The 22661-nt window shown below is 71.1% G+C and carries 21 protein-coding genes; 5 read left to right on the forward strand and 16 right to left on the reverse strand.

What is annotated here, in order from left to right:
- Window positions 1-26: 26 nt before the first annotated feature.
- The 4 genes from ACFLIM_RS08390 to ACFLIM_RS08405 are packed head-to-tail and all read right to left on the reverse strand — an operon-like array spanning window position 27 to window position 4425.
- On the reverse strand, window positions 27-647 hold the full coding sequence (locus ACFLIM_RS08390) for a hypothetical protein (RefSeq protein ID WP_393163711.1): 621 nt from the start codon (window positions 645-647) through the stop codon (window positions 27-29).
- A complete protein-coding gene (locus ACFLIM_RS08395) occupies window positions 634-2172 on the reverse strand; it encodes a vWA domain-containing protein (RefSeq protein ID WP_393163713.1) in 1539 nt (512 codons plus the stop codon). The genes ACFLIM_RS08390 and ACFLIM_RS08395 overlap by 14 nt, the downstream gene beginning before the upstream one ends.
- Window positions 2169-3311: a toxic anion resistance protein gene (locus ACFLIM_RS08400; RefSeq protein ID WP_393163715.1), complete on the reverse strand. Its 1143-nt coding sequence runs from the start codon at window positions 3309-3311 to the stop codon at window positions 2169-2171. The genes ACFLIM_RS08395 and ACFLIM_RS08400 overlap by 4 nt, the downstream gene beginning before the upstream one ends.
- Before the next feature lie 31 nt (window positions 3312-3342).
- Window positions 3343-4425: a hypothetical protein gene (locus ACFLIM_RS08405; RefSeq protein ID WP_393163717.1), complete on the reverse strand. Its 1083-nt coding sequence runs from the start codon at window positions 4423-4425 to the stop codon at window positions 3343-3345.
- A 276-nt stretch (window positions 4426-4701) separates the two neighbouring features.
- Between ACFLIM_RS08405 and ACFLIM_RS08410 the strand changes: the two genes are divergently transcribed.
- Complete coding sequence (locus ACFLIM_RS08410) at window positions 4702-5646, forward strand: ACT domain-containing protein (protein WP_393163719.1); 945 nt, start codon at window positions 4702-4704, stop codon at window positions 5644-5646.
- A 42-nt stretch (window positions 5647-5688) separates the two neighbouring features.
- Here ACFLIM_RS08410 and ACFLIM_RS08415 read toward each other — a convergent pair whose 3' ends face one another.
- Window positions 5689-7134 carry an RICIN domain-containing protein gene (locus ACFLIM_RS08415; protein WP_393163721.1) on the reverse strand — a complete coding sequence of 482 codons (1446 nt, stop codon included), beginning with the start codon at window positions 7132-7134 and terminating at the stop codon, window positions 5689-5691.
- 316 nt (window positions 7135-7450) lie between these two features.
- On the opposite strand from ACFLIM_RS08415, the gene ACFLIM_RS08420 reads away from it, so the two are divergent.
- A complete protein-coding gene (locus ACFLIM_RS08420; protein WP_393163723.1) occupies window positions 7451-8347 on the forward strand; it encodes a siderophore-interacting protein in 897 nt (298 codons plus the stop codon).
- A 43-nt stretch (window positions 8348-8390) separates the two neighbouring features.
- Here the strand turns inward: ACFLIM_RS08420 and ACFLIM_RS08425 are convergent, their stop codons facing one another.
- Complete coding sequence (locus ACFLIM_RS08425; RefSeq protein ID WP_393163725.1) at window positions 8391-9134, reverse strand: hypothetical protein; 744 nt, start codon at window positions 9132-9134, stop codon at window positions 8391-8393.
- Window positions 9135-9276: 142 nt separating this feature from the next.
- Between ACFLIM_RS08425 and ACFLIM_RS08430 the strand changes: the two genes are divergently transcribed.
- The 3 genes from ACFLIM_RS08430 (at window position 9277) to ACFLIM_RS08440 (ending at window position 11856) form a co-directional block, all read left to right on the forward strand.
- Window positions 9277-9870: a TetR family transcriptional regulator gene (locus tag ACFLIM_RS08430; RefSeq protein ID WP_393163727.1), complete on the forward strand. Its 594-nt coding sequence runs from the start codon at window positions 9277-9279 to the stop codon at window positions 9868-9870.
- 220 nt (window positions 9871-10090) lie between these two features.
- The gene (locus tag ACFLIM_RS08435; protein ID WP_393163729.1) at window positions 10091-10414 is read left to right on the forward strand and encodes an STAS domain-containing protein; all 324 of its coding nucleotides are present in this window, start codon (window positions 10091-10093) and stop codon (window positions 10412-10414) included.
- A gap of 26 nt (window positions 10415-10440) precedes the next feature.
- On the forward strand, window positions 10441-11856 hold the full coding sequence (locus ACFLIM_RS08440) for an RNB domain-containing ribonuclease (RefSeq protein ID WP_393163731.1): 1416 nt from the start codon (window positions 10441-10443) through the stop codon (window positions 11854-11856).
- 22 nt (window positions 11857-11878) lie between these two features.
- Here the strand turns inward: ACFLIM_RS08440 and ACFLIM_RS08445 are convergent, their stop codons facing one another.
- From ACFLIM_RS08445 to ACFLIM_RS08490, 10 genes are all read right to left on the reverse strand, one after another.
- Window positions 11879-12049 (reverse strand): hypothetical protein, encoded by a 171-nt coding sequence (locus ACFLIM_RS08445; protein WP_393163733.1) that lies wholly within the window; start codon window positions 12047-12049, stop codon window positions 11879-11881.
- A 165-nt stretch (window positions 12050-12214) separates the two neighbouring features.
- On the reverse strand, window positions 12215-12796 hold the full coding sequence (locus tag ACFLIM_RS08450; protein WP_393163735.1) for a TetR/AcrR family transcriptional regulator: 582 nt from the start codon (window positions 12794-12796) through the stop codon (window positions 12215-12217).
- A gap of 155 nt (window positions 12797-12951) precedes the next feature.
- On the reverse strand, window positions 12952-14625 hold the full coding sequence (locus tag ACFLIM_RS08455) for an ABC transporter ATP-binding protein (RefSeq protein ID WP_393163737.1): 1674 nt from the start codon (window positions 14623-14625) through the stop codon (window positions 12952-12954).
- A 510-nt stretch (window positions 14626-15135) separates the two neighbouring features.
- Window positions 15136-17859: a DEAD/DEAH box helicase gene (locus ACFLIM_RS08460; protein ID WP_393163739.1), complete on the reverse strand. Its 2724-nt coding sequence runs from the start codon at window positions 17857-17859 to the stop codon at window positions 15136-15138.
- A gap of 312 nt (window positions 17860-18171) precedes the next feature.
- On the reverse strand, window positions 18172-19059 hold the full coding sequence (locus ACFLIM_RS08465; RefSeq protein ID WP_393163741.1) for a diacylglycerol/lipid kinase family protein: 888 nt from the start codon (window positions 19057-19059) through the stop codon (window positions 18172-18174).
- A 16-nt stretch (window positions 19060-19075) separates the two neighbouring features.
- Window positions 19076-19996, reverse strand: coding sequence for a twin-arginine translocase subunit TatC (tatC, locus tag ACFLIM_RS08470; RefSeq protein ID WP_393163743.1), 921 nt, complete (start codon window positions 19994-19996; stop codon window positions 19076-19078).
- 98 nt (window positions 19997-20094) lie between these two features.
- The gene (gene tatA / locus ACFLIM_RS08475) at window positions 20095-20445 is read right to left on the reverse strand and encodes a Sec-independent protein translocase subunit TatA (RefSeq protein ID WP_393163746.1); all 351 of its coding nucleotides are present in this window, start codon (window positions 20443-20445) and stop codon (window positions 20095-20097) included.
- Between the two features lie 29 nt (window positions 20446-20474).
- Window positions 20475-20684 carry a hypothetical protein gene (locus ACFLIM_RS08480; protein WP_393163748.1) on the reverse strand — a complete coding sequence of 70 codons (210 nt, stop codon included), beginning with the start codon at window positions 20682-20684 and terminating at the stop codon, window positions 20475-20477.
- On the reverse strand, window positions 20681-21646 hold the full coding sequence (locus ACFLIM_RS08485; RefSeq protein ID WP_393163750.1) for a helix-turn-helix transcriptional regulator: 966 nt from the start codon (window positions 21644-21646) through the stop codon (window positions 20681-20683). Before ACFLIM_RS08485 ends, ACFLIM_RS08480 begins: the two co-directional genes overlap by 4 nt.
- Window positions 21647-21704: 58 nt before the next feature.
- Window positions 21705-22655: a helix-turn-helix transcriptional regulator gene (locus tag ACFLIM_RS08490; protein WP_393163752.1), complete on the reverse strand. Its 951-nt coding sequence runs from the start codon at window positions 22653-22655 to the stop codon at window positions 21705-21707.
- Window positions 22656-22661: the final 6 nt, after the last annotated feature.

Consider the following 22661-nt stretch of genomic DNA (forward strand, 5'->3'; position numbering starts at 1 on the left):
AGATCCCGTTTCGACGTCGAGCGGGATCAGCCGAGATCCAGCTCGGATCCGCCGAACCTGTCGCGCAGGAACCGGCCCTGATCGCGCAGCGCCTGTTCGTCGCCCCGGTGGATGGCCTCGGCCACCTTGCGCGACTGGGCGTCGAGCAGCGCGAGCTGGGCGAGCAGCTCCTCGTGCGCGCTACGCTCCCGCCCGCCGCGGCGGGTGAGGGCGTAGCCGCGCGGCAGGTTCGCGTACGCCTCCAGACTCGCGGGCAGGTAGCGGCGGATCGTCTGCGACACCACGTGCAGCTGGTCCGGGGACGCGGTGAGCTGCTCGGCCCGGTCCAGCACCCCCCGCAGGACCTCGGCCAGCGCGTCCACGGCCACGTGCACGTCAGCGGGGAAGCGCCCGCCGATCCGCCGGAGCAGCGTGTCCAGGTCCGCCCGCAGCGCCCGCGTCTCCACCTCGGCGTGCGAGATCGTCAGCCGGACGCGCTCCGGCGGGGCGAGCAGCGCGCCCACCCCGTACAGCGCCGCCACGACCAGCGGCCAGAACGCGCCCGCCAGCCCCAGGAAGTGGGCCAGCAGGCCGAGCAGCGCCAGGGAAGAGCCGACGATGTTCCTGGTCGAGCCCAGATAGCGCAGGACCCGGTCACTGGTAGCCACGGATCTCCTTGAACACACCGCTGAGCGAGGTCTTGCGGGCGTCGAACACGGCGCCGCCGGTCAGCTCGGCGACCTTGCGCATCTCCGCCACGTCGCTCTCGCCGAACAGCACGACGAACGTCGGCGCCCGCCGCTCCTCCGGCAGCGCCCGGTAGCGCGCCTCGAAGGCGGCGTAGTCGGAGCCGTCGGTGTTCTCGCCGTCGGTCATGAGCACGATCGAGGTGTAGTGGCCGGGCGTGACCGGACGGTCGTAGGCGGCGCCGAGGCTGTCGTAGATCGCGGTGCCGCCCTCAGCGGCCAGCCCTTCGGCGAACCCCTTGATCTGGGCGAGCACCGGCTCGGGGTCGCGTTCCGGGACGGTGAACGGGACCGGCTCCCCCGGCGCGCCGCTGAACGGGATCATCGTGACTGCCTCGCGGTTGCTGAACCGCGAGAACGCGCCGGAGGCGGAGGTGTCGGCGCCGGTCAGCGCGACCAGCGCCTGCCGCAGGGCTGCGATCCGGTCGCCCTGCATCGAGCCGGACGTGTCCAGCACGAACCTCGCCTCCGCCGGGACACGCACCCGGTTGAGGTAAGTGGCGATCAGCTCGTCCGCGGTGCTGCGCCGGTTCGGGAACGGCAGCTCGATCAGCTGTCTCCCGCCGAACCTGGGGTCCTGGGCCACGCCCGGCACGATCGGCCGCCGGTGGGTGCCGGTCATGATCTCCTTCTGTACGGCGGGCGTGCGCAACCAGGCGGTGAGCTTGCCGTACAGGGCCTTCTTGGCCTCGGGGGCGGAGGCGAGCAGCGTGAGCGGGTAGTCGGCGCTGACCACGCCGTCGCCCGGGTAGACCAGCGTGAGCGGCTCGCGCACGCCCAGCAGGACCGACTCGTAGTTCACCATGCCGTCCACGCGCGGGTCGCGGGCGTAGGCGTCGGCCAGCCAGCCGGACGAGCCCGCCGTCAGCCGCTGCGCGGAGAAGAACTCCTTCAGCCGCGGCGTCACCGAGTCGACCTGCTCGGCGCTGAGCGCCCCGTCCGCGCCTGACAGTGCCGCGGCCACCCCGACCAGGGCGGAGAAGCCGGAGTTGGAGGAGGCGGGGTTGGTCATGCCGAAGCTGAACCTGCCCTCCTTGGCCGCCTTCGCGATGTCCGCCCAGGTGACCGGCTTGCCGTCCCAGCCGAGCTCGCTCGCCTTGGCGGGCTTCAGCCCCAGCACGACCGGGGAGACCATGATCTTGGTCTGGGTGGAGAGTTTCGCCTGGGCGCCGTCGATCAGGGACAGGTAGCGGTTGGAGGAGAACCAGATCGCGTCCAGCCGGCCGTCGGCGCGGCCGCTCGCGACCTGCTCGGCGCCGTCGAGCGTGCCGGTGTAGGTGAGCTTCACCTTGACGCCGGCCTCCGCCTCGGCCCGCTGGAGCAGCGGCTCGAGGTCCTTGACCTCGCTGCCCGCCAGCACCCGCAGCGTGTCGGCCGGGTCCTCACCGGACGCGCATCCCGCCAGGCCCGCAAGGAGCAGGACGAGGACCATCAGGACTCGTCTCATTCAGCGCTCTCCCGGGCCCGCTCCAGGTACGTCTTCGCGTGCCCCAGCTCGGCGGACAGGCTGTCCACGGTGGCCGCCATGTTGTCCACGGCCTTCGCGCGGAACGCGTCGATCAGGTCCATCGTGGTGTAGACGTTGTCGAACGCCTTGCGCAGCGTGTCCAGGTCCACGGTGGTCGACGCCGCCTGGTTCTGGATCGCGCCCGCCTGGGTGCGCAACATCTCGCTGGTGGCCAGGATCAGGTCGCCCGTGGTGGCGTTCAGCGCGGTGATCTGGTCGAGCACCAGCTTCTGGTTCGCCAGCGCCTGCGCGACCGTCACCGCCGTGCGCAGCGCCGCCACCGTGGTCGTGGTGGCGCGGTCCACGCCCTTGCTCAGCTCCAGGTTGTTCTTGCGTACGAGGTCGAGCGCCAGGTAACCCTGGGCCGACACGGCGAGCTGGGTGAGCAGGTCCTGGTGCCGCTGGCGCACGGTGAACAGGGCGTCGGAGCGCAACGCCGTGGCCCGTTCCTCGTCGGCCAGCGCGATGCTGTCCTCCAGGGCGGCGTCCATCGCCTGGGCCATGACCGCGTACTCCTGCAGCCGGGTCATCGCCTCCCACAGGTTGGCCTTCTCGCCCTCGATGGCGGCGTTGTCGCGCAGCAGCTCGTCCTGGCCGGACTTGAGCGCGCGGATGATGTCGTCGATGTGCTTCTGCGCGGAGTGGTACTTGGCGAAGTAGTCGCGCAGCCGGTCGCCGAACGGGATGAGCCCCAGCAGCTTGCGCGTCCCGCTCGCGGCCTGCTTCGGATCCAGGTCCACGACGGTACGGCGCAGCGCGACCAGCTCGTTCGCGACCCTGGCCTGCGCGTCGGCGCCCTCGCCCCGGGCCGCGTCCAGGGCGGCGACCGGCCGCTTGAGCATGCGGTTGGCGACCTGGGACGCGGACCTGATCTCGGTGTCGCCCATCGAGGAGATGTCGTGCACCTTGCGGGAGAACTCCGGCGAGCGCGGGTCGAGCCCGCTCAGCTCGCCGGCGAAGTCGCGCGCTTTGGCGGTCAGCTCGGCGGCGCGCTCGCCGGCCATCGGCAGCATGGTGGCCGCCGTCTCGGCCGAGACCGGGGTGACCGGCGCGGGCGGCGTGAGCACCAGATCGGACACGTGCGGGATCTCCTTGCCAGGGCCGGGGTCTCTAAGGTCGGGCGGAGTCGATGGTGGTGATCAGCTGGTCCAGCCGCTCGTACGTGGGCGGCTCGACGACGTCCACCAGGTCGGCCGCGGCCGGCGCCTTCGTCTTCGCGACCAGGTCGGTGAACGCTTTGGGGTCTGTGGTGCGGAAACCGTACGCGGCCGCCAGGGCCTGCAGCTCCGGGTCCTTCGTGAGCAACTCCCCGACCTGGGCGCCCGGCCCGGCCAGCGGGACCAGCGTGTGCTTGCTGAGCACGGTCGGCGACGGGTACACCAGCCGCATCTCGGGCTTGATCGCGCCGTCGCCGGCGAAGACGTGCGACAGGTACTGCGCCTCGTAGACGACCAGCATCGGCGTCTTGCCCGCGCCCAGCGCCAGGTAGTCGTCGAACGACGCCTCGCTGGTGGACTCGGCGAAGCCCTGGTCGAGCACGGCCGGCGCGATCACGGACGCTATCTTGGCGATTTGGGCGGCGGAGGTGGGCACGTCCTCGCCGTTGGCGACGTAACCGATCACCGACAGGTACATGGCGGCGGAGTTCGAGGTACGGATGTCGGTGGTGGTGAGGAGCACCCGCTTACGAGCCGGGTAAGCTGAATTATCCGGAAATTGATCCCAGCGGATGCCTTTGGCGACTAAATCCAGATATTTCTTTATATCGAGGGTTTGGTAACCTTTGCCGGAACCGCGCAGCACGCCCGCCCTGGTCAGCAGGCCCGCGATCGGCTGGAACGTGGCCACCGCCATCGGCGAGTAGAACGGCGAGTACGTGGTGGTGGCCTTGCGATCGCGCTTGATCCGCTCGGCGGCCGGAACGCTGGAGGGAAAGGCGAAGGCGTACCGGCTCAGGTCCACGTCGGTGACGATCTGCCGCGACCCCGCGGTGTCCACCTCGACCCGCAACCCGTGCTTGGCGAAGGCCGCCCTGACCCGGGGATCGTCGAAGAACGGCTTCTTCTCCGACCCGATGACCCCCCGCACTAAGACCGCCTCCGGCCCCGCGTCCCCCCGGTTCCCCAGGAGAATCGCCACCACCGCCACCCCGGCGAGAACCACCGCCAGAATGACGCCGACCCACCGCTTCATCGCACCCCGTTCCCCGAAATAACCCCCATAAGGAAATTATGGGATGGCGATTGTCGGGCCCGCGCGGCCGGAAAGGTGATGGTACGGCAGAATTCATACCCCGTTCACGCAGCCAGGAGGACTCACCCAGGGGAGGACCGAAGCGGCGCCGCCGGCCTGGAGCTGAATATGGTGGCAAAGCCAGGCCATGTTCCGGTCACGCGGTGAACGCGGTTTAATGGCGCCGCAACCTCGCCGCTCGTGATCATGTAACAACCCGTGGACAGACTGGGTGTCATGAGCGATGCACCTGAGGTGATTCACGCACGTTCCGGACAGACCGACAAGCACGCGCGCTCCTGGAAGCGGGAGATCGTGGAGCTTGCCGCCCTGTTCCTCGCGGTCGGCCTGGCGCACCTGCTCGCGACGTTGCTCGGGCACCGGGACCCCGGGCCGGTCGTGCTGGTCGGGCTGGGGGCGGCGATGATCGTGGGGGCGGCAGTCCACAAGCGGATGGGCCACAAGCGGATGGGCCACAAGCGGATGGGCCACAAGCGGATGGGCCACAAGCGGATGGGCCACAAGCGGATGGGCCGCAAGCGGATGGGCCGCAAGCGGATGGGCCGCCGCCCGGCGCGCAAGGCCGGGCCGCTCCCGGTGGAAGGGGGCGCCGGGTCGCCCATGGCGTTGTGGCGCATTCGCATGCGGGTGGTCGAGCGTCCCGGCAGGCTCGCCACCGTGGCGGGCGCGTTCGGCCGCCTCGGCTGCAACATCCTGGCCCTGCACATCGCGCCGACCGGCAGCAGCGCCATCACGCCCGCCGGGTGCGACGCGCTCGACGAGTTCGTCATCGAGGCGCCGCCCGGGCTGGCGCTCGACGTGCTGGCCACCGCGCTGACCGAGGCGGGCGGGCACGACGTCGTGATCGTGCCCGCCCAGGTCAAGGACCTCAGCGACCCCGGCGTACAGGCGTTCGTGCTGGCGCAGCGGGTGAGCGCCGACCCCGACCGGTTGCCGGAGGCCATGGCCGAGCTGCTGCGGGTCTCGCAGGTCGAGTGGCGGCGGCCCGGCGACACGGTGGACGAGGGCGCCGAGCTCAACACCACCATGGTGATCTCCGTGAACCCGGACCGTACCCTGCTGATCAGGCGGCCCGAGCTGCCGTTCACCCCGACAGAGGCGGCCAGGGCCGCGGCCCTGACCGCCGCCGCCAGGCAGGCCCGCTACAGCAGCCCGGCGTGACGCCGCGGCCCCTCCGGCGGGCACGCCGGAGGAGCCGGGGGGTCAGACGGAGATCCTGCCTGCGCCGGCCCCCGCCGTCACGATGGACTTGACGTTGGAGGCGGTGTCGAGCGAGTAGGAGTAGGGGATCGACCCGACGCTGCCGCCGGCCTGGCCGCTGCCGGAGTTGACGAAGTGGTTGTTGCGCGCGACCAGGGTGCCGGGGCCGGACGCGGCCTCTCCGAGGTGATAGGGGTCCTCGGTGTTCTCGAAGTAGTTGCCCTCGACCAGCACGCCCGCGCCCTCGGTGGAGGCCACGCCGTAGCCGCTGACGCTGCCGTAGAAGTTGTTGTAGACGTGCACCGGGTTGCCGAAGCGGACGCGCGGGTTGCGCTGCGTGGTGCCGTCGAACCAGTTGTGGTGGTACGTCACCCGCAGGTGTCCCCGGTCCTCGGTGCCGTTGTCGTCGCTGTGGCCGAGCAGCATGGTCTTGTCGTGGTTGGAGACCTTGTTCCACGAGATGGTGACGTAGTCGCTGGCCCGCTTGACGTCCACGGCGCCGTCGTAGCCGTTGCTGAGGGAGTTGTGGTCGATCCACACCCGGGTCGAGTACTGGACGTTGATGGCGTCGTCATCCCAGTCACGGAAGGTGAGGTTGCGGACGATCACGTTGGAGGCTTCGGAGATGTTGAACCCGCAGCCGACGATGGTCGCGCCCGAGTTGCCCAGCACGGTCTTGTTGGAGGCCACCCGCAGCATGCCCGAGCAGGAGATCGTGCCCGACACCCGGATCACCGAGGCGCCGCCGGCCGACAGCGCGCTGGTCAGGGCCGAGGCGCTGTTGACGGTGACCGGCGCGGCGTTGCCGCCGCCGGTGGTGCCGCCGCCCTGCGTGGCCCAGCCGGCCAGCCCGTTCGGGTTGCCGGGAGGAGGCGTCGTCGGGGGATCGGTCGGTGGGTCGGTGGGCGGATCGGTCGGGTTGCCGCCGCCCGCGGGGACGAGCCGCCACTGCTTGGTGGCCACCGAGTCGCAGGAGTTCTGCTGCACCGCGGCGCCCGAGGCGGTCGAGTTGTCCTTGGTGTTGAGGCACTTGCCGCCGTTGGCGTTGACGATCCTGAGGGTGGATCCCGACTCGGGCAGCGTCCACGTCTGGGACGCCGCGCCGGAGCAGCTCTCCTGCTGCACAGCCTTGCCCGCGGACGTGCTCGCGTCCCGCACGCCCGCGCACTTGCCGCTGTGGGCGGCCTTGAGCGTGTAGCCGCTGCCGCTCGCGGCCAGGTTCCAGGTCTGCGCGGCGCCGCCGCAGCCGGTCTGCGTGAGCTGGACGCCGTCGGACGAGCTGGATCCCGGTACGGTGAGGCACAGGCCGCTGCCGTTGTTCACCACGGTGTACGCCCCTGGCGCCGGAGCGGCCGCCGAGGCCACCGCGACGCCGGCCACCGCCGTGCCCGACAGGGCGATGACGCCCGCGATGACCGCAGCCGTTCTGCCGTTGATTCTGTGTCGCACGATTCAAGCTCCTTGCTGGCCCGGGCAGGCCCTGTACGGCCTGCGGCATGGTGTCCCCCCAGCGAGCATCCGTTCACATATGTGATTGCCATACGTGTGAGCGAACAAGCGACAACATAGGTAAGCGCTTTCCCGCTGTCAATCGGCGGTGAAACTTTCATCACAGCCCCGATTTCCGGTCGTGCGAACCAGGGCCCACCTGCGGCAATCCGATATCTCGCATTCGTCTGGCGACCCAGCGCAATCAGACCGGGCTGGCCATCACTCGCGCGATCGATTAGGTTAGCCTCACCTAATAAAGATCGGAGAGCCGGGGATGACCGAGCCCTTTCGCATGTTCGACGCACGGGTGGACAGGCTCCAGCGGTTGAGCCCCTCGTTCCTGCGGGTGACCTTCACCGGAGACGATCTGCACCTCTTCGCCGACAACGGGTTCGACCAGCGGCTCAAGCTCATCCTCCCGCTCCCCGGGCACGGCCTGGCCCACCTGCCGACCGGCTTGGACTGGTTCCCGCGATGGCGGGAGCTCGACGACGCCGAACGCAACCCGATGCGTACCTACACCGCCCGCCTGGTCCGCCCCGAGGCCCGCGAGGTCGACGTGGACGTGGTCATGCACCCGGACGGCGGCCCGGTCGCGCGCTGGGCGGAAGGGGTGCGGCCCGGTGACATCGCCGCGCTCTACGGCCCGGACGCCCGCCACGACGGCCGGCACGGCGGCCTGGAGTTCCGCCCGCCCGCGGGCACCGGCTGCGTGCTGATCGCGGGCGACGAGACCGCGGTGCCCGCGATCTGCTCCGTCCTCGAACGCCTCCCGGCCGGCCTGGCGGGGCAGGCGCTCATGGAGGTGCCCGGCGAGGACGACTTCCTCGAGGCGGAGACGCCCGGCTCGGTCCAGGTGAGCTGGCTGGCCAGGAACGGCGCCGAGCGCGGCAGCCTGCTCGTCCCCGCCGTCCAGGCCGCCGCCGACCGGCTGCTGCCGCCGCTGCCCGTGCCCGAGACGTTCGACGACGTGGACGTAGACGAGGCGGAGTTGTGGGAGGTGCCGCAGGAGGAGGCGCACGCGTACGGGCCGCTGTACGCGTGGCTGGCCGGCGAGGCGGCCGTGATCAGGACCCTGCGGCGGCACCTGGTGGCCGAGCGGGGGATGGACCGGCGCGCGGTGGCGTTCATGGGCTACTGGCGGCAGGGCCGCGCGGAGCACAACGAGTGATCGCTACGGGCTCGGCGTCGGCTCGGCGCTGGGACCGACGCGGTCAGCGCAGCTCGGGCGAGGCGGCGGTCACGATGCGCAGTTCCTCGTCCGTCGGCGGCTTCGTCCAGGTCAGGCCCGGCCCGCCGGCCATGATCAACCGAGGCGTGACCTCGCGCAGCAGTGCCTCGGCGCCGGCGTCCGGCTGCTTGTCACGGGCCTCCCGGTAGCGCTCGAGCACCCGGGCCAGGTCCAGCATCATCGTGTTGGCCTCCGGCTCCTGACGTCCGCCGGTCACGGTGACCTGCAACGCTCCAATGGCCTCGTCGCTCGACCAGACGCCCTCGGCGTACACGACCTCCCGCACGGCGGCGGCGAAACGTGTCCCGTCCATGCCGTCCACCTCCCCGTCCAGCCAGTCCCGGCTCAGGCGCAACACCCCGGGTCGCTCGGCCCCGGCCAGCCGCGCCAGCAGCGCCGCGACGGTGCCCTGCGGATCGTGCAGGGCCGCGTCGCCCCTGGCCGCGAAGGCGTCCGCGAGCAGGTGCAGCGAGATCAGCCGCGGCGGGTCGTACGTCGTGAGCACCCCCTGCTCCCCGCCGACCCGCAGCGTGTCCCCGCCGTCGTGGCAGGCCCGCAGGCCCTCCATGAACGCGGCCTGCGCCTCGGGCGTGAGACGGAGCTCCCAGCCCCACGTCTGCCCCGTCTCGAACCGGTCGTCGGCGTCACCGCCGGCCGGGCCACGGCGGAACCACCAGGCCACCGCGCCGACGACGGCGGCGGCCAGCACTGCGACTGCGATCCACACGATGCGCTGCTTCCCCCTCGTACCTGACAGGGCTAGCAGCGTAGTGTGATCTACCCCCGCAAACCTGCTAATTTCCGCAAAAATCGCCCGCCCCTCCAGTGGCGCGTCCTCGCATGCCGAACCGGCTGACAGAATTGGAAAGGTGACAGATGGCATCCTGACCTCCGACCAGATCCTCGCGGCGGCTCAAGACGTGCTGCGCCGCTACGGTCCCGCCAAGGCGACGGTCGTCGACGTCGCGCGGGCGCTCGGGGTCAGCCACGGCAGCGTCTACCGGCACTTCCCCAGCAAGACCGCCCTGCGCGAGGCCGTCACCCAGCGCTGGCTGGACGAGTCGCACGCGGTCCTGGCCGACGTCATGTCCGCGGACACGCCCGCCGACGTGCGGCTGCGCGACTGGCTGGCGGCGTTGTCCGGCGCCAAGCGCAAGAAGGCGCTGGACGATCCCGAGTTGTTCGCCACGTACATGGTGCTGGTGAACGAGGCCAGCGCGGTCATCGACCGGCACGTCGCCGACCTGATCGGCCAGATCGAGCAGATCATCGCCACCGGCGTCGCGCGGGAAGAGCTGGCCGCCACCGACCCCGCCGCCGCGGCCCGCGCCGTCTTCCACGCCACAACCGCCTTCCACAACCCCGTGCACGCCTCCGGCTGGAGCCGGCCGGGTATCGAGGACGACTTCGCATCCCTGTGCGATCTCATCCTCCTCGGGCTGAAGCCGCGACGGCGGGAGTGAATTTCTGCCAACTGGTAAGCGGAAATGTTTTCCTGAGGAATTCTCCTGTCTACCTGAACAGCCGCTCACCTCTGGACGCGGACGAGCGGACATGTACACTCCATTCCGGAAGCACACAGTCGCTCTAAGTGACATGAGTATGACATCTGGTGCCTACGGCAAGGGCGGGTCCGCGCTACCGGCAGGATGTTCCCGGCCCTGACACAGCGCGGAGCCGGATATGGACCCACTGCACGTGACCACCAGCCGCCACAACGGGACGCTGACCGTGAGCGTGTCCGGGGAGCTCGACATCGCCACCACCGAGCTGCTCCGCAGCCACCTGCTCGACCTGCTGCAGGAGGCGGGACACGGCGGCCGCGCGAAGGTCACGCTGGTCATCGAGGTGAGCCGCCTGTCCTTCATCGACGCGGCCGGGCTCGGCATCCTCGTCTCCGTCCAGAACCACGCCCTGCGCCAGCGCACGCCGCTGCGGATCGCGGGCGTCCCGCCGCGCATGCGACGACTGCTGCGAATCACCGGCCTGGACGCCCACCTCACCTGATCGCCCGCGCCTGTAGGTTGTCAGGCGTGATTCAGGTTCCCGATGAGATACCCCTCAGGCTGGAAGACGGGTTCGACCGGCTCAGGCGGGAGCTCAGGCTGCCCGGCGACTTCCCCCGCGCCGTGCTCGACGAGGCCGAGTGGGTGGCGCGGGTGCCCAGGCTCGACGCCAAGGACCTGTCGGACGTGCCGTTCGTCACCATCGACCCGCCCGGCTCGATGGACCTCGACCAGGCCGTGCACCTGGAGCGGCTGCGCGCCGGATACCGCGTCTGGTACGCGATCGCCGACGTCGGCGCGTTCGTCCGCCCCGGCGGGATCATCGACGCCGAGGCCCGCACCAGGGGCGAGACTGTCTACCTGCCGGCGGGCAAGGTGCCGCTGCACCCCAGGGTGCTGTCGGAGGAGGCGGCCAGCCTGCTGCCCGGCGCGCTGCGACCGGCGGTGGTGTGGCGGATCGACCTCGACGCCGACGGCCGCACGGTCGGCGCCGACGTGCAGCGCGCCCTCGTACGCAGCCGCGAGCGCTTCGACTACGGCTACGTGCAGGTGGTCCACGACACCGGCACCGCCGACGGCGTCCTGGAGTTGCTGGCCGAGATCGGCGAGCTCAGGCTGGCACTCGAACGCGAGCGCGGCGGCGTCACCCTGCCCACGCCCGACCAGGAGGTGGTGCCCGCCGGCGACGGCGGCTACCGGCTGGAGTTCCGGCTGCCGCTGCCCGCCGAGGCATGGAACGCGCAGATCTCGCTGCTGACCGGCATGGCCGCGGCCGCGATGATGCTCGACGCCGAGATCGGCATCCTGCGCGTGTTGCCCCGGCCGCCCGCCGACCGCCTGGCGAAGGTGCGCAGGGTGGCGGCGGCGCTGGACGTGCCGTGGCCCGACGGGGCGGGATACGGCGCCGTGGTGCACGATCTGGACCCGAAGAAGGCGCAGCAGGCGGCGTTCCTGCACGAGTCGAAGGTGCTGCTGCGCGGCGCCGGATACGTGGCCTTCGACGGCGCCCCGCCCAGGCTGGCCGAGCACGCCGCGGTCGCGGCCCCGTACACGCATGTCACGGCGCCGCTGCGGCGGCTGGTCGACCGCTACGCGACGGAGGTGTGCCTGGCGGTCGCGGCGGGCGAGCCGGTCCCGTCCGACGTGCGGGCGGCGCTCGCGGGCCTGCCGGACATCATGGCCGCGACCGGGCGGCGCGCGGGGGCGGCGGATCGGGCGTGCGTGGACCTGGTGGAGGCGTTCCTGTTACGGGACAGGATCGGGCAGCCGTTCGAGGCGGTGGTGATCGACGTGGACGAGCGGCGCGGGGGCGGGCAGGTGCAACTCGCCGACCCGGCCGTGATCGCCCGCTGCGACGGCGAACTCCCCCTCGGGGAGCAGGTCACGGTACGCCTGGCGCAAGCGGACCCGGCCACCCGCGAGGTCCGCTTCACCCTCGCGTGACCGGGCCCACGGCGCCGGGGCGTCACTTCTTGAGCAGGCTCCAGCCCGCGCCCACACCCATCAGGTGCAGCGCGACGCAGAGCAGCCCGGCGGTGCCGAGCGTGGTGACCCTGAGCACGCTGCCGACGGCCAGGCCGGCGATCTCGAAGACGAGCGCGATCACGAAGAGCAGTGCGGCGATGAGGGCGAACATGGCAACCTCCGAACGTCGGCGGCCGGACGTCGATATCCGCAGGGGGGCGGGCCTCGGCGGGGCGTCCGATGTCTCTGACATGGGATTTCCCTTGCGATCAGCGGAAAAAACCGCCCTGCGGGTGACGTTCCGTGCCCCTATGACGACAGCACCTTGACCGGGCGGTCAGTCCGCCCGCGCCCGCATCCCGTCGCAGATCACCTCCGCCATCCGTAAGGCCCCGCCCCTGGCCCGCGTCCGCCGCTCCGCCGCCAGGCACCCCCGCAGCAGATCCCGTACGTCCTCCGCCCCCAGGTCACGCCGCACCGCCCCGGCCCGCTGCGCCCTGGCCAGCAACCGGCCGATCGCCTGCGTGAAGTCGTCCTCGAGCTTGGCAGCCGGCCCGAACCCCATCCCCGAGCCGCTCTCCAGCATGTCGCAGAGCGCCTGGTTGGCCGAGGCCTGCTCGACCACGCGGGCGAACCAGCCGAAGAACGCCTGGCCCGCGTCCTCCGCCGTGGCCTTGGCGCGGGCGTCGGCCACGAACCGCTCGATCCGGCCCAGCAGCACCGCCTCGAACAGCGCCTCCTTGGTGGGGAAATGCCGGTAAACGGTGCCGACCCCGAACCCGGCCCGCCGGGCGATCTCGTCGAAGGAGATGGTCAGGCCGTCGCTGGCCAGCGCCTCCTGCGCGATCCGCAGGACCCGCTCGCGGTTGCGCCGGGCGTCGGCGCGCAGCGGCCTGGCCGAGGTGTGGTCGTCCCCCATACATGCACCTGCCTTGGCAAACGGAGAGAACTCTCCGATTCTACCGAGGAGATGTCACGACATATACCCCCGCCGAGTGCGCCGATCCCCTTCACAGCCGACACCCGCCCCAAACCAGAGCGGGTGTCGGTGATTCGGCCGGGACGAGTGACCGGTCAGGGAGGTGCCGACAGGCGAGCGGACCGGGACGGGCAGCCGGCGCGCTTGAGGCGGACGCGTTCCTCCCGGGGCACCGGCTCCAGTTCGACCAGGCGAGCCCCCTCCGGCACGTACCGCGGATCGTGTGTGATCAGCAGCGTCGTCCGCCCGGCCATCAGCCGGCGCAGCGGCCGCATGACCTGCGCGGCGATGGCCTCGTCCAGCCCGGTCATGGGCTCGTCGAGCACCAGCACCGGCGCGTCGCGCAGGATGGCCCTGGCGATCGCGATCCGCTGCCGCTGCCCGCCGGACAGGAGCCGCCCCCGCTGCCCCACCGGCGTGTCGTACCCCTGGGGCAGCAGCCGGACGAAACCGTGCACCCCCGCCGCCTCCGCCGCCCTGACGATCTCGTCGAGCGAGGCGTCCGGGCGGCCGTAGGCGATGTTGTCGCGCACGGATCCCGAGAACAGCAGCGTCTCCTGGTGCAGGATCGTGATGTTCTCGCGCAGCGACTCGCGCGTCAGTCGGCGCAGGTCGGTGCCGTCCAGCAGGATGCGCCCCGCGTCCGGGTCGTAGAAGCGCAGCAGCAGCTTGGCCACCGTGGACTTGCCCACCCCGCTGGGCCCGGTGAAGACGACGACGTCACCGGGCTCGGCGGTGAAGGACACGTTCCGCAGCACCGGCCGCCCCCGCCCCGGATAGGCGAAGCCGACCCGGTCGAACTCCACCCGCCCGCGGCTCGTCCCCACGGGCACCGCGCCGGGGGCGTCGGTGACGATGGGCCGGGTCCGCAGGATCTCGATGACCCGGTCGGACCCCGCGGCCGCCTCGGACACGGTCAGGGCCAGCTCCCCCAGGCTCTGCACGGCCGGGTACAGCAGGGCCAGGTACGCGGCGAAGGCCAGCAGGCCACCGAGCGTCAACCGGCCCGCGGCGATCTCCCACGCGCCGAACCCGAGGATGACGATCAGGCAGAGGGTCTCGATGACCTGTACGGCGGGACCGTACAGGCTGGACAACCACGCCTGCGCCATGTTGGCCCGCAGCCACCCGCGGCCCTCCCCGTGCAGGCGCCGGGACTCCTCGCCCTGCCGGTTGTAGGCCTGCACGAGCGGCTGGTTGGCCAGCCCCTCCTCCAGGACGCTGTTCATGGCGCCGTTGCTGGCGCGCTCCCGCGCCGCGGCGGTCCTGAACCTGGCCGCGAACACCTTCGACACCACCAGGAACGCCGGGATCAGCGCCATAGTGAGAAGCGCGAGGTCCCAGCGGATGAAGAAGGCCGCCCCCGCGAAGAAGACCACGCTGGCGACCGTGGTGACCAGCTTGACCAGCCCCGAGCCGACGAGCTCCTCGATGGCCTCGATGTCGTCGGTGAGGCGGGCCATCAGGTCGCCCAGCCGCCGCTTCTCCGAGAAGTCCGGCGCGAGCGTCTGGAGGTGCGCGAACACGCGGTCGCGCAGGGCCAGCAGGAACCGTTCGGCGCCGAGCGCGGTGGCGTACGCCCCTGCGAAGGTCGTCACCCCGGCGACCGTGGCGAGCCCGAGCCAGGCGAGCGCGGGAGCCCAAAACTCCCCCAGCTTCCTGGTGGTGAGCACTTCGTCGGTGATGTGGCCGAATAGGCGGATCGCGGCGACCTCGCAGAGCGCGGCCAGGACGGCGAATGCCACACCGGCCGCGAAGAGCCGCCGCAATCCGCGAGTGTCCGGCCAGAACTCGCGGAATGTCCGGCGAATGGAAATCGCCGGCGCGAGCTCACGGCCGGAGACGCTCAATGAGAGCCGGCGGCTGGGCCGCCGACTCTCAGGGTGCTGGTCTAGCACCCCCACCACCTGGGGCGGCAGCAGCAGCAGCAGCGCCGACGCCTACGGCGACAGCCCCATCCTTGCTTGTAGCCGATCTGAGAAAGTTGCATGCTAGCCATGATTCCTCCCCCGTTGGCTGACATCACACAATTCGGACGCTAGCACCCGTATTACGATAAAGCACGAGATATTCTTCGACTTCAAAGAGACTTGACCGGTGAATCCAATGGGGAAAGGCGATTCGGCTCCGCCGTTAAATCGCTTGTAAACGAGTAAAGCCACTAGCCGGCGTCAGGCGACAGTCAAAGATGCTCCTGAGAACTAGTTCTCAGGAGCATCTCGGCCGACACCCACGGCCGGCGCCGAGGGGTGCTCGGCGCCCGCCGCGAGCACGCGCGATCAGGTGAGCGACGAGTACGCCACCACGCCGCGCCGCATCGCGTCCATGGCCTTGATCGCCGTCTGCTTGATCTTGCTGCCCTGCGGCGCCGCGTTCCCCAGCTGGCCCAGCAGGTCCATGAGCTGCTTGACCCACCGGACGAAGTCGCCGGCCGCCAGCTCGTTGCCGTTGACGCCCTCCATGAGCACCGCGTCCAGGCTGTGCCCCTTCGTCCAGCGGAACGCCGCCCACGCGAACCCCAGATCGGGCTCCCTGATCGTGGACAACCCGTGGTCGGACTCGATGCCCTCCAGCTCCCCCCACAGCCGCATCATGGCCGTCAGCGCGTCCTGGGCCCGCCCGGCCGGGAGCTTGGGGCGGCGCGCATCGTCGGACGCCCGCGACTCGAACACCAGCGCCGACACGCACGCCGCCAGCTCTGCCGGGTCGAGCTCCTCCCACAACCCGCCCCGCAGGCACTCGGCGGTCAGCAGGTCGAGCTCGGTGTAGAGGCGGCCAAGGCGGCGGCCCTCGTCGGTGACCGTCTCGCCGTCGAGGTAGCCGAGCTGCTCCAGCACCGAGCAGATGCGGTCGAACGTACGCGAGATGACGTGGGAGCGGCCCTCGACGCGGCGGCGCAGGCCCTCGGTCTCGCGCAGCAGCTTATAGTAGCGCTCGGCCCAGCGGGCGTGGTCCTCGCGCTCGTCGCAGCCGTGGCACGGGTGCTGGCGGATGCGCCGGCGCAGGTCGTTGACCTCCTCGTCCTCGACCGTGTGGTCGCGCGCCCTGGCCGGCTTGCCGAGGTCGCGATCGCCCATCTTGGCCAGCAGCGTGGAGACGAGGTTGGCGCGTTCCTTGGGCGAGCGGCCGTTGAAGTTCTTCGGGATGCGCAACTTCTCCAGGGGCTCGACCGGCACCGGGAAGTCGGCCGGGTCGAGCTTCTTGATCTGCTTGCCGATCGTCAGCACGAGCGGGCTCGGCCCGTGCCCGCGCGGGTTGCGGCCGGGGTCGAGCACGATCGCCAGGCCCGCCCGGCGCCCGCCGGGCACCCGGATGACGTCGCCGGGCTGCAGCGCCTCCAGCGACCGTACGGCGGCGGCCCGGCGCGCGGCGCCACGCTGCTTGGACAGCTCGGCCTCGCGGTCGGACAGGCGGCGGCGCAGCGCCGCGTATTCGGGGAAGTCGCCCAGGTGGCACGTCATGGCCTCCTGGTAGCCTTCGAGCGCCTCCTCGTGCTTGCGCAGCTGCTTGGCCAGCCCCACCACCGCCCGGTCGGCCTGGAACTGCGCGAACGACTCCTCCAGCAGCGTCCTGGCGCGCTCCCGGCCGAACTGGCCGACGAGGTTGACCGCCATGTTGTACGACGGCTGGAAGCTGGACCGCAGCGGATAGGTGCGGGTGCCCGCCAGGCCCGCCACCGACAGCGGATCCATGCCCGCCTGCCACAACACCACGGCGTGGCCCTCGATGTCGATGCCGCGCCGCCCGGCCCGCCCGGTGAGCTGGGTGTATTCGCCGGGGGTCAGGTCGGCGTGGGTCTCGCCGTTCCATTTGTCGAGCTTCTCGATCACCACGCTGCGGGCCGGCATGTTGATGCCCAGGGCCAGCGTCTCGGTGGCGAACACCGCCTTGACCAGCCCGCGCGTGAACAGCTCCTCCACGACCTCCTTGAACGCCGGCAACATGCCCGCGTGGTGCGCCGCCAGCCCGCGCTCCAGGCAGTCGCGCCACTCCAGGTAGCCCAGCACGGCCAGGTCCTCGTCGGGCAGGTGCGCGGTGCGCTCGTCCACGAGCTGCCTGATCTCGTGCCGCTCGCGGTCGGTGGTGAGCCGGATGCCGGCGTTCAGGCACTGCCTCACCGCCGCGTCGCAGCCCGCCCGGGAGAAGATGAACGTGATCGCCGGGAGCAGCCCCTCGGCGTCGAGCTTCTCGATCGCCTGCACCCGGTCCGGCGGGCGGGAGCGCTGCGGCCTGCCGTAGCCGCGCCGGCCCCGGCCCGAGGTCAGCCGCTCGGCGTCGCGCGTCACCCGCATCAGCGTGGGGTTGATGCGCGGCGTCAGGTCGTCGGTCATGAACAGGTCGTAGATGAGGTTGCCGACCATCATGTGCTGCCACAGCGGCACCGGGCGGTGCTCGTCGACGATGACCGTGGTGTCGCCGCGCACGTCGCCGAGCCACTCGCCGAACTCCTCGGCGTTGCTCACGGTCGCCGACAACGCCACCAGCCGGACCGACTCGGGCAGGTGGATGATCACCTCTTCCCACACCGCGCCGCGGAAGCGGTCGGCCAGGTAGTGGACCTCATCCATGACGGCGAACCCGAGCCCGGCCAGCGTCGCCGAGCCGGCGTAGAGCATGTTGCGCAGCACCTCGGTGGTCATGACCACGATGGGGGCCTCGCCGTTGACGCTGTTGTCGCCGGTCAGCAGGCCGACCTTGGCGGTGCCGTACCGTTTGACCAGGTCGTTGTACTTCTGGTTGGACAGCGCCTTGATGGGGGTGGTGTAGAAGCACTTGCGGCCCTGCTCCAGGGCGAGGTGCACGGCGAACTCGCCGACGACCGTCTTGCCCGACCCCGTGGGCGCCGCCACCAGGACGCCGTCGCCCGCCTCCAGGGCCCGGCAGGCGTCCAGCTGGAAGTCGTCCAGCGCGAAGTCGTAGAGACCTCGGAACGATCCCAGAGCGGCCCCGTCGTCTGCGTGCTTCTGGCGGAAGGCCGCGTAGCGTTCCGCTGGCGTTGTCATACTCGCCAGCCTACCGAAATCGCCATTCCGGTCCGTCCCGCCCATTCCACCACCCGGGGCCACCCGAGCCGCGCGCCGAGCCGCACGCCCGGCGCCCCGGACCGCCCACCCTCCGCCCCAGCACGCCCACCGCCCTTAGCCGCACGCCGACCGACGGGCGTGCCATCCCGGCCGCCCGCCAGGTGTGGCCGCCTGGACGGCCCTCCGTCCTGCCGCCTCACCCCCAAGGGACCTCAGCCGACGTACGGTTCGCACCTCGTCGACGGACCTCGGCCGGAGCACAAAAGACCGGGCGCCTTTACATTGTAGATCTCAAACGATGACCCGCAACGCCCCCGGCCGCACCTCGCAGTGCACCGGCACCGGCCCCACGCGTTCGCCGTCGGCGTAGGCGACCACGTCGGCCGCCTCCAGCCGCACGCTGCGCACCCGCCGGACCGACACCGCCGGATGCCCCACGTGCGTCCCCCGGTACACGCTCGGGAACACCCGCAGGAACTCGCCCTTCGACAAGGCGCCCAGCATCACCACGTCCAGCAGCCCGTCGTCGGGCCGGGCGTCGGGGCACACCCGCATCCCCGCGCCGTAGGAGCACGTGTTGGCCACGGCCACCAGCATCGCCTCCCGCTCGACCACCTCGGCCTCGTCGAACGTGACCCGGAACGGGATCGGCCGGAACGACCGCAGCTCCTCCGCCATCGCCACCAGATAGCGCGCCATCCCCGGCGGCCAGGTGAGCCGGTTGGCGCGTTCGTTGACCCGCGAGTCGAACCCGCAGCACACCACCCCGGCGAACAACTCGTCGGCCTTCCCTGCCCTGATGCGGGCCGCGTCCACGAGCCGCGACTTCATCCGCAACACGGTGCGGGCCGCCGCGATGGGGTCCTTGCACGGCACGCCGAGCGCGGAGGCGATGTCGTTGCCGGTGCCCGCGGGGATGATGCCGAGCGGCACGCCGGTGCCGGCCACGGCCTGCACGGCCAGATGCACCAGGCCGTCGCCGCCGAAGGCCACAAGCGCGTCGGGGCGTTCGGCCACGGCGGTGCAGGCACGTTCCAGGGCGTCGGTCGCGTCGTCGCCGACGATCACCGACAGCTCGGCCCCACCGGCGCGCAGCCGGCGCGCCACGGGTTCGAGCAGGCGCAGCGTACGGCCGCCGCGGGCGGCGGGGTTGACCAGCAGGGCGAGTTGAGGGGACACGCCCGGAACTTATCGCCTAACGGCCGGAACCGGAATCCTCCGGGGGTCGCTTGGGGCCGGACTCGTCGTCGAGCGGCTCGGAGTCGATGGGTCCGGAGTCGATGGGTCCGGAGTCGATGGGCCCCGAGTCGATGGGCGCAGAGTCCTCGGTCAGCGGCTCAGGCGGCGGCTCGCTCAGCGGGGATGCCTCGTCGTCGGACAGGTGGGAGAAGTCCTCCGCCGCGGGCGCGCGCTTCTCGCGCATGAACATGAAGAACTCGGCCAGGAAGTAGAGCAGGATCATCGGCGTGGCCAGCGCCATCATCGTCAGCGGGTCGCCGCCGGGCGTGATGACGGCGCCGAAGACGAACATGGCGAAGATGACCGTACGGCGGTGCTTCTTCACCGTGGCGTGAGGCAGAATTCCGATGATGTTCAGGAACACCAGCAGCAGCGGCAGCTCGAACGAGATGCCGAAGATCACGAGCATGATCAGCACGTAGCTGACGTATTCGTCGATCTGGATGATGGCCACGGCGTCGCTGGGCGCGAATCCCAGCAGGATCGCCAGGCTGGTGTCCATGATGAAGTAGGCCAGGGCGGCGCCGAGCAGGAACAGCGGGATCGCCAGCCCCAGGAAGGCGATCGAGTAGCGCTTCTCGTTGCGGTAGAGGGCGGGCGTGACGAACGCCCAGACCTGGTAGAGCCAGACGGGTGAGGACACGACGATGCCGACCATCGCCGAGACCTTCAGCGTCAGGAAGAACGACTGGAAGATGCCGCCGTAAGTGAGCGTGCACTCGCCGACGCGCAACTGCTGGGCCTGCGGCGTCTCGCAGAACGGCTCCTTGATGAACGCCCACACCGGATCGAAGACGATCCAGCCCACGATGATGCCCACGACCACGGCGACCGTCGCGATGAGCAAGCGGTTGCGCAGCTCACGCAGGTGCTCCATGAGCGGCATCCGACCCTCGGAGTCGGGGGCCGGTCCTGAATCGCTCGACCGTTTCAGCAGCGCCATCTAGCAGTCCAGGTGATGAGGAGGGACGGGGGTCAGGCGTGCTTGTCGGCCTGCGCGGCGCTGGCACGCAGCCTGGCGGCCTGCTCCTCAAGCTGGCGGGCCTGCTCCTCGGCGGACAGCCCCGGAGCGGGAGCGGGGGCCTGGGCGGCGTTGAGCTGCTGCGGCTGCACCGGCTGGGGCTGCGGCTGGGCCGGAGCCTGTGCCTGGGCCTGGACGGTGTGCGTGTTGTCGTCCTCGTCCTCGCGGAGCTTGGCCGTCTCGGACTTGAAGATGCGCAGCGACCTGCCGACTCCCCGAGCCATCTCAGGCAGCTTCTTCGCACCGAACAGCAGGACGAGCACCAATGCGATGATCAGAAGTTCGGGGACTCCGAGTTGCGACATGAAACGCCCTTTTCTAGCGAGTGCCTGTTTCAGCCACGATCGTACGCTGCCTGGGGCGCGGTCTCATCCCCTCGGCCCGCCAATCTGGCCCGCCGCAGCTCCAGCTGAGCCTTCGCCTCGGCGATTTGCCTCATTTCCCTCTCCAGAGTACGTGCCGCCGCGACGACCCGGGCGCCCGCGATCCCGACCACGACCAGCCCGGCCAGGCCCAGCCCCGCGGCCAGGTAGATCCACGTCATGACTGGTGAGCGTAGCGGGCCAGGGCGCGTTCGGCCTCCTGGCGTACGGTCTCGGCCATCCGGGGCGGCGAGACGACCCTGCCGGTGTCGCCCAGGCGCAGCGCCAGCTTGAGGATCCAGTCCTCGTCGCGGGCCCGCAGCGCCACCCGCAGCCGGCCCTCGCCCAGCTCGGTGACCTGCTCGCAGGGGTAGTACTCGGCCACCCACCGGCCGGCGGCGCTGACCTCCAGCTCGACCAGCTCGTCGGTCGGCGAGGGCCGGAAGACGCCCCGGGTGACGTCGATGGGCTCGGCCTCGGCGGGCGGGTCGGCGGGCACGTCGAGCACGTCCACGCCGAGCACCCGGTCGAGCCGGAACAGCCGCATCGCCTCGGCCCGGTAGCACCAGCCCTCCAGGTAGGCGCGGCCGTCGACGACCACGACCCGCATGGGGTCGACGTCGCGCGGCGTCACCTCGTCGCGCCCGGGCACGTAGTAGCGCAGCGACAGCCTGCGCCCCTTGGTCAGCCCTTCGCGCACGCGCGGCAGGGCGTCGGGCGCGGCGTCCACGTCGACGGTGACCTGGCTGCTGACGGTGGCGGCGCCCTCGCCCGCGGCCCGCTCCAGCTTGGCCATCACGCGCGGCAGCGCGTCCCCCGGCACCTCGGCCAGCTCGGGGGTGGCGGCCAGCATGCGCAACGCGACCAGCAGCGCGCTGGCCTCGTCGATGCCGAGCCGCAGCGGCCTGGCGATGGTGTCGGCGTTGTCGATGATGATCTCGCCGCCGTCCCAGGACACGTCGATGAGGTCGCCGGGGGTGTGCCCGGGCAGCCCGCACATCCAGACGAGCTGCAGGTCGTCGATGAGCTGCTTCTCGCTCAGCCCGAACACCCCGGCCACCTCGCCGAGCTGCGCCCCCGGGTGCGACATCAGGTACGGCACCAGCGCCAGCAACCGAGGCAACCGGTCAGCAGACCCGCTCATGTGCCCTCCTTCGTCGGTCGCATGAGCGGGCCGCTGCTGTGTCCGATTGTTCGCTCGCTCACGTAATGGCCCCCTTCAGACGGCGGATGACGGCCTCGCGGGCGTCCGGCGGCTCGACCACCTCGACGTCGGCGCCGAGGCTGGCCATCCATCCGGACAGCCGTTCGGGGTCGGTGAAGGCCAGCTCGGCCTCGTCCCACCCGTCGGTGCCGGGATGCACGGCCCTGGCCAGCTGCCGAACCCCCTCGCACGCCCCCTGGCGCACCCGGACGACGGCGATCCGCTCCTCCACCGGCTCGTCGGGGAAGCCGACCATGGCCCGCACGTCGATCCCCTCGGGCACCTCGACCGCGCCCGGCTTGCCGACGGCGGTGACCTGACCGGTGATGCGGCTGAGCCGGAAGGCGCGCGGCGCGTCCCTGCCGCGGTCGAACCCGGCGAGGTACCAGCGGCCGCGCCGGCTGACCACGCCCCACGGCTCCACGGTGCGGCTGCGCACGCTCTCGCTGCCGGCGCCGCGGTAGTCGAAGCGCACCACCCGCCGGTCGCGCACGGCGTCCCACAGCGCGGGGAAGGCCGGGTCGCGGGTGTCGACGCGCAGCTCCAGCGCCCCGGTGCCGACCGGCTGGTCGGTGGCCACGCCGCCGGCCCGCAGCTTCAGCAGGGCCCCCGAGGCGGCCTCGGCCAGGCTGGCGCGCTGCCACACCTGGGCGGCCAGCCCCAGCACGGCGGCCTCGTCGGGCTCCAGGGTGATCTCCGGCAGCTCGTACGACTGCCGCTCGATCCGGTAGCCCGGCTCGTCCTCCCACGGGTCGCGCACCACGTCGATGGGGATGCCGATCTCCCGCAGCTCGTTCTTGTCCCGCTCGAACATGCGCTGGAACGCCTCGTCGCCGTCCCGGTCATAACCGGGCACGGCCTGGCGGATCTGCTCGGCCGACAGCGGGCGCCGGGTGGCGAGCAGGCAGATCACCAGATTGAGCAACCGTTCCGTCTTACGGCGCGACATCTGCCT

It is taken from the genome of Nonomuraea marmarensis, assembly GCF_043197025.1.
GTDB lineage: Bacteria > Actinomycetota > Actinomycetes > Streptosporangiales > Streptosporangiaceae > Nonomuraea > Nonomuraea marmarensis.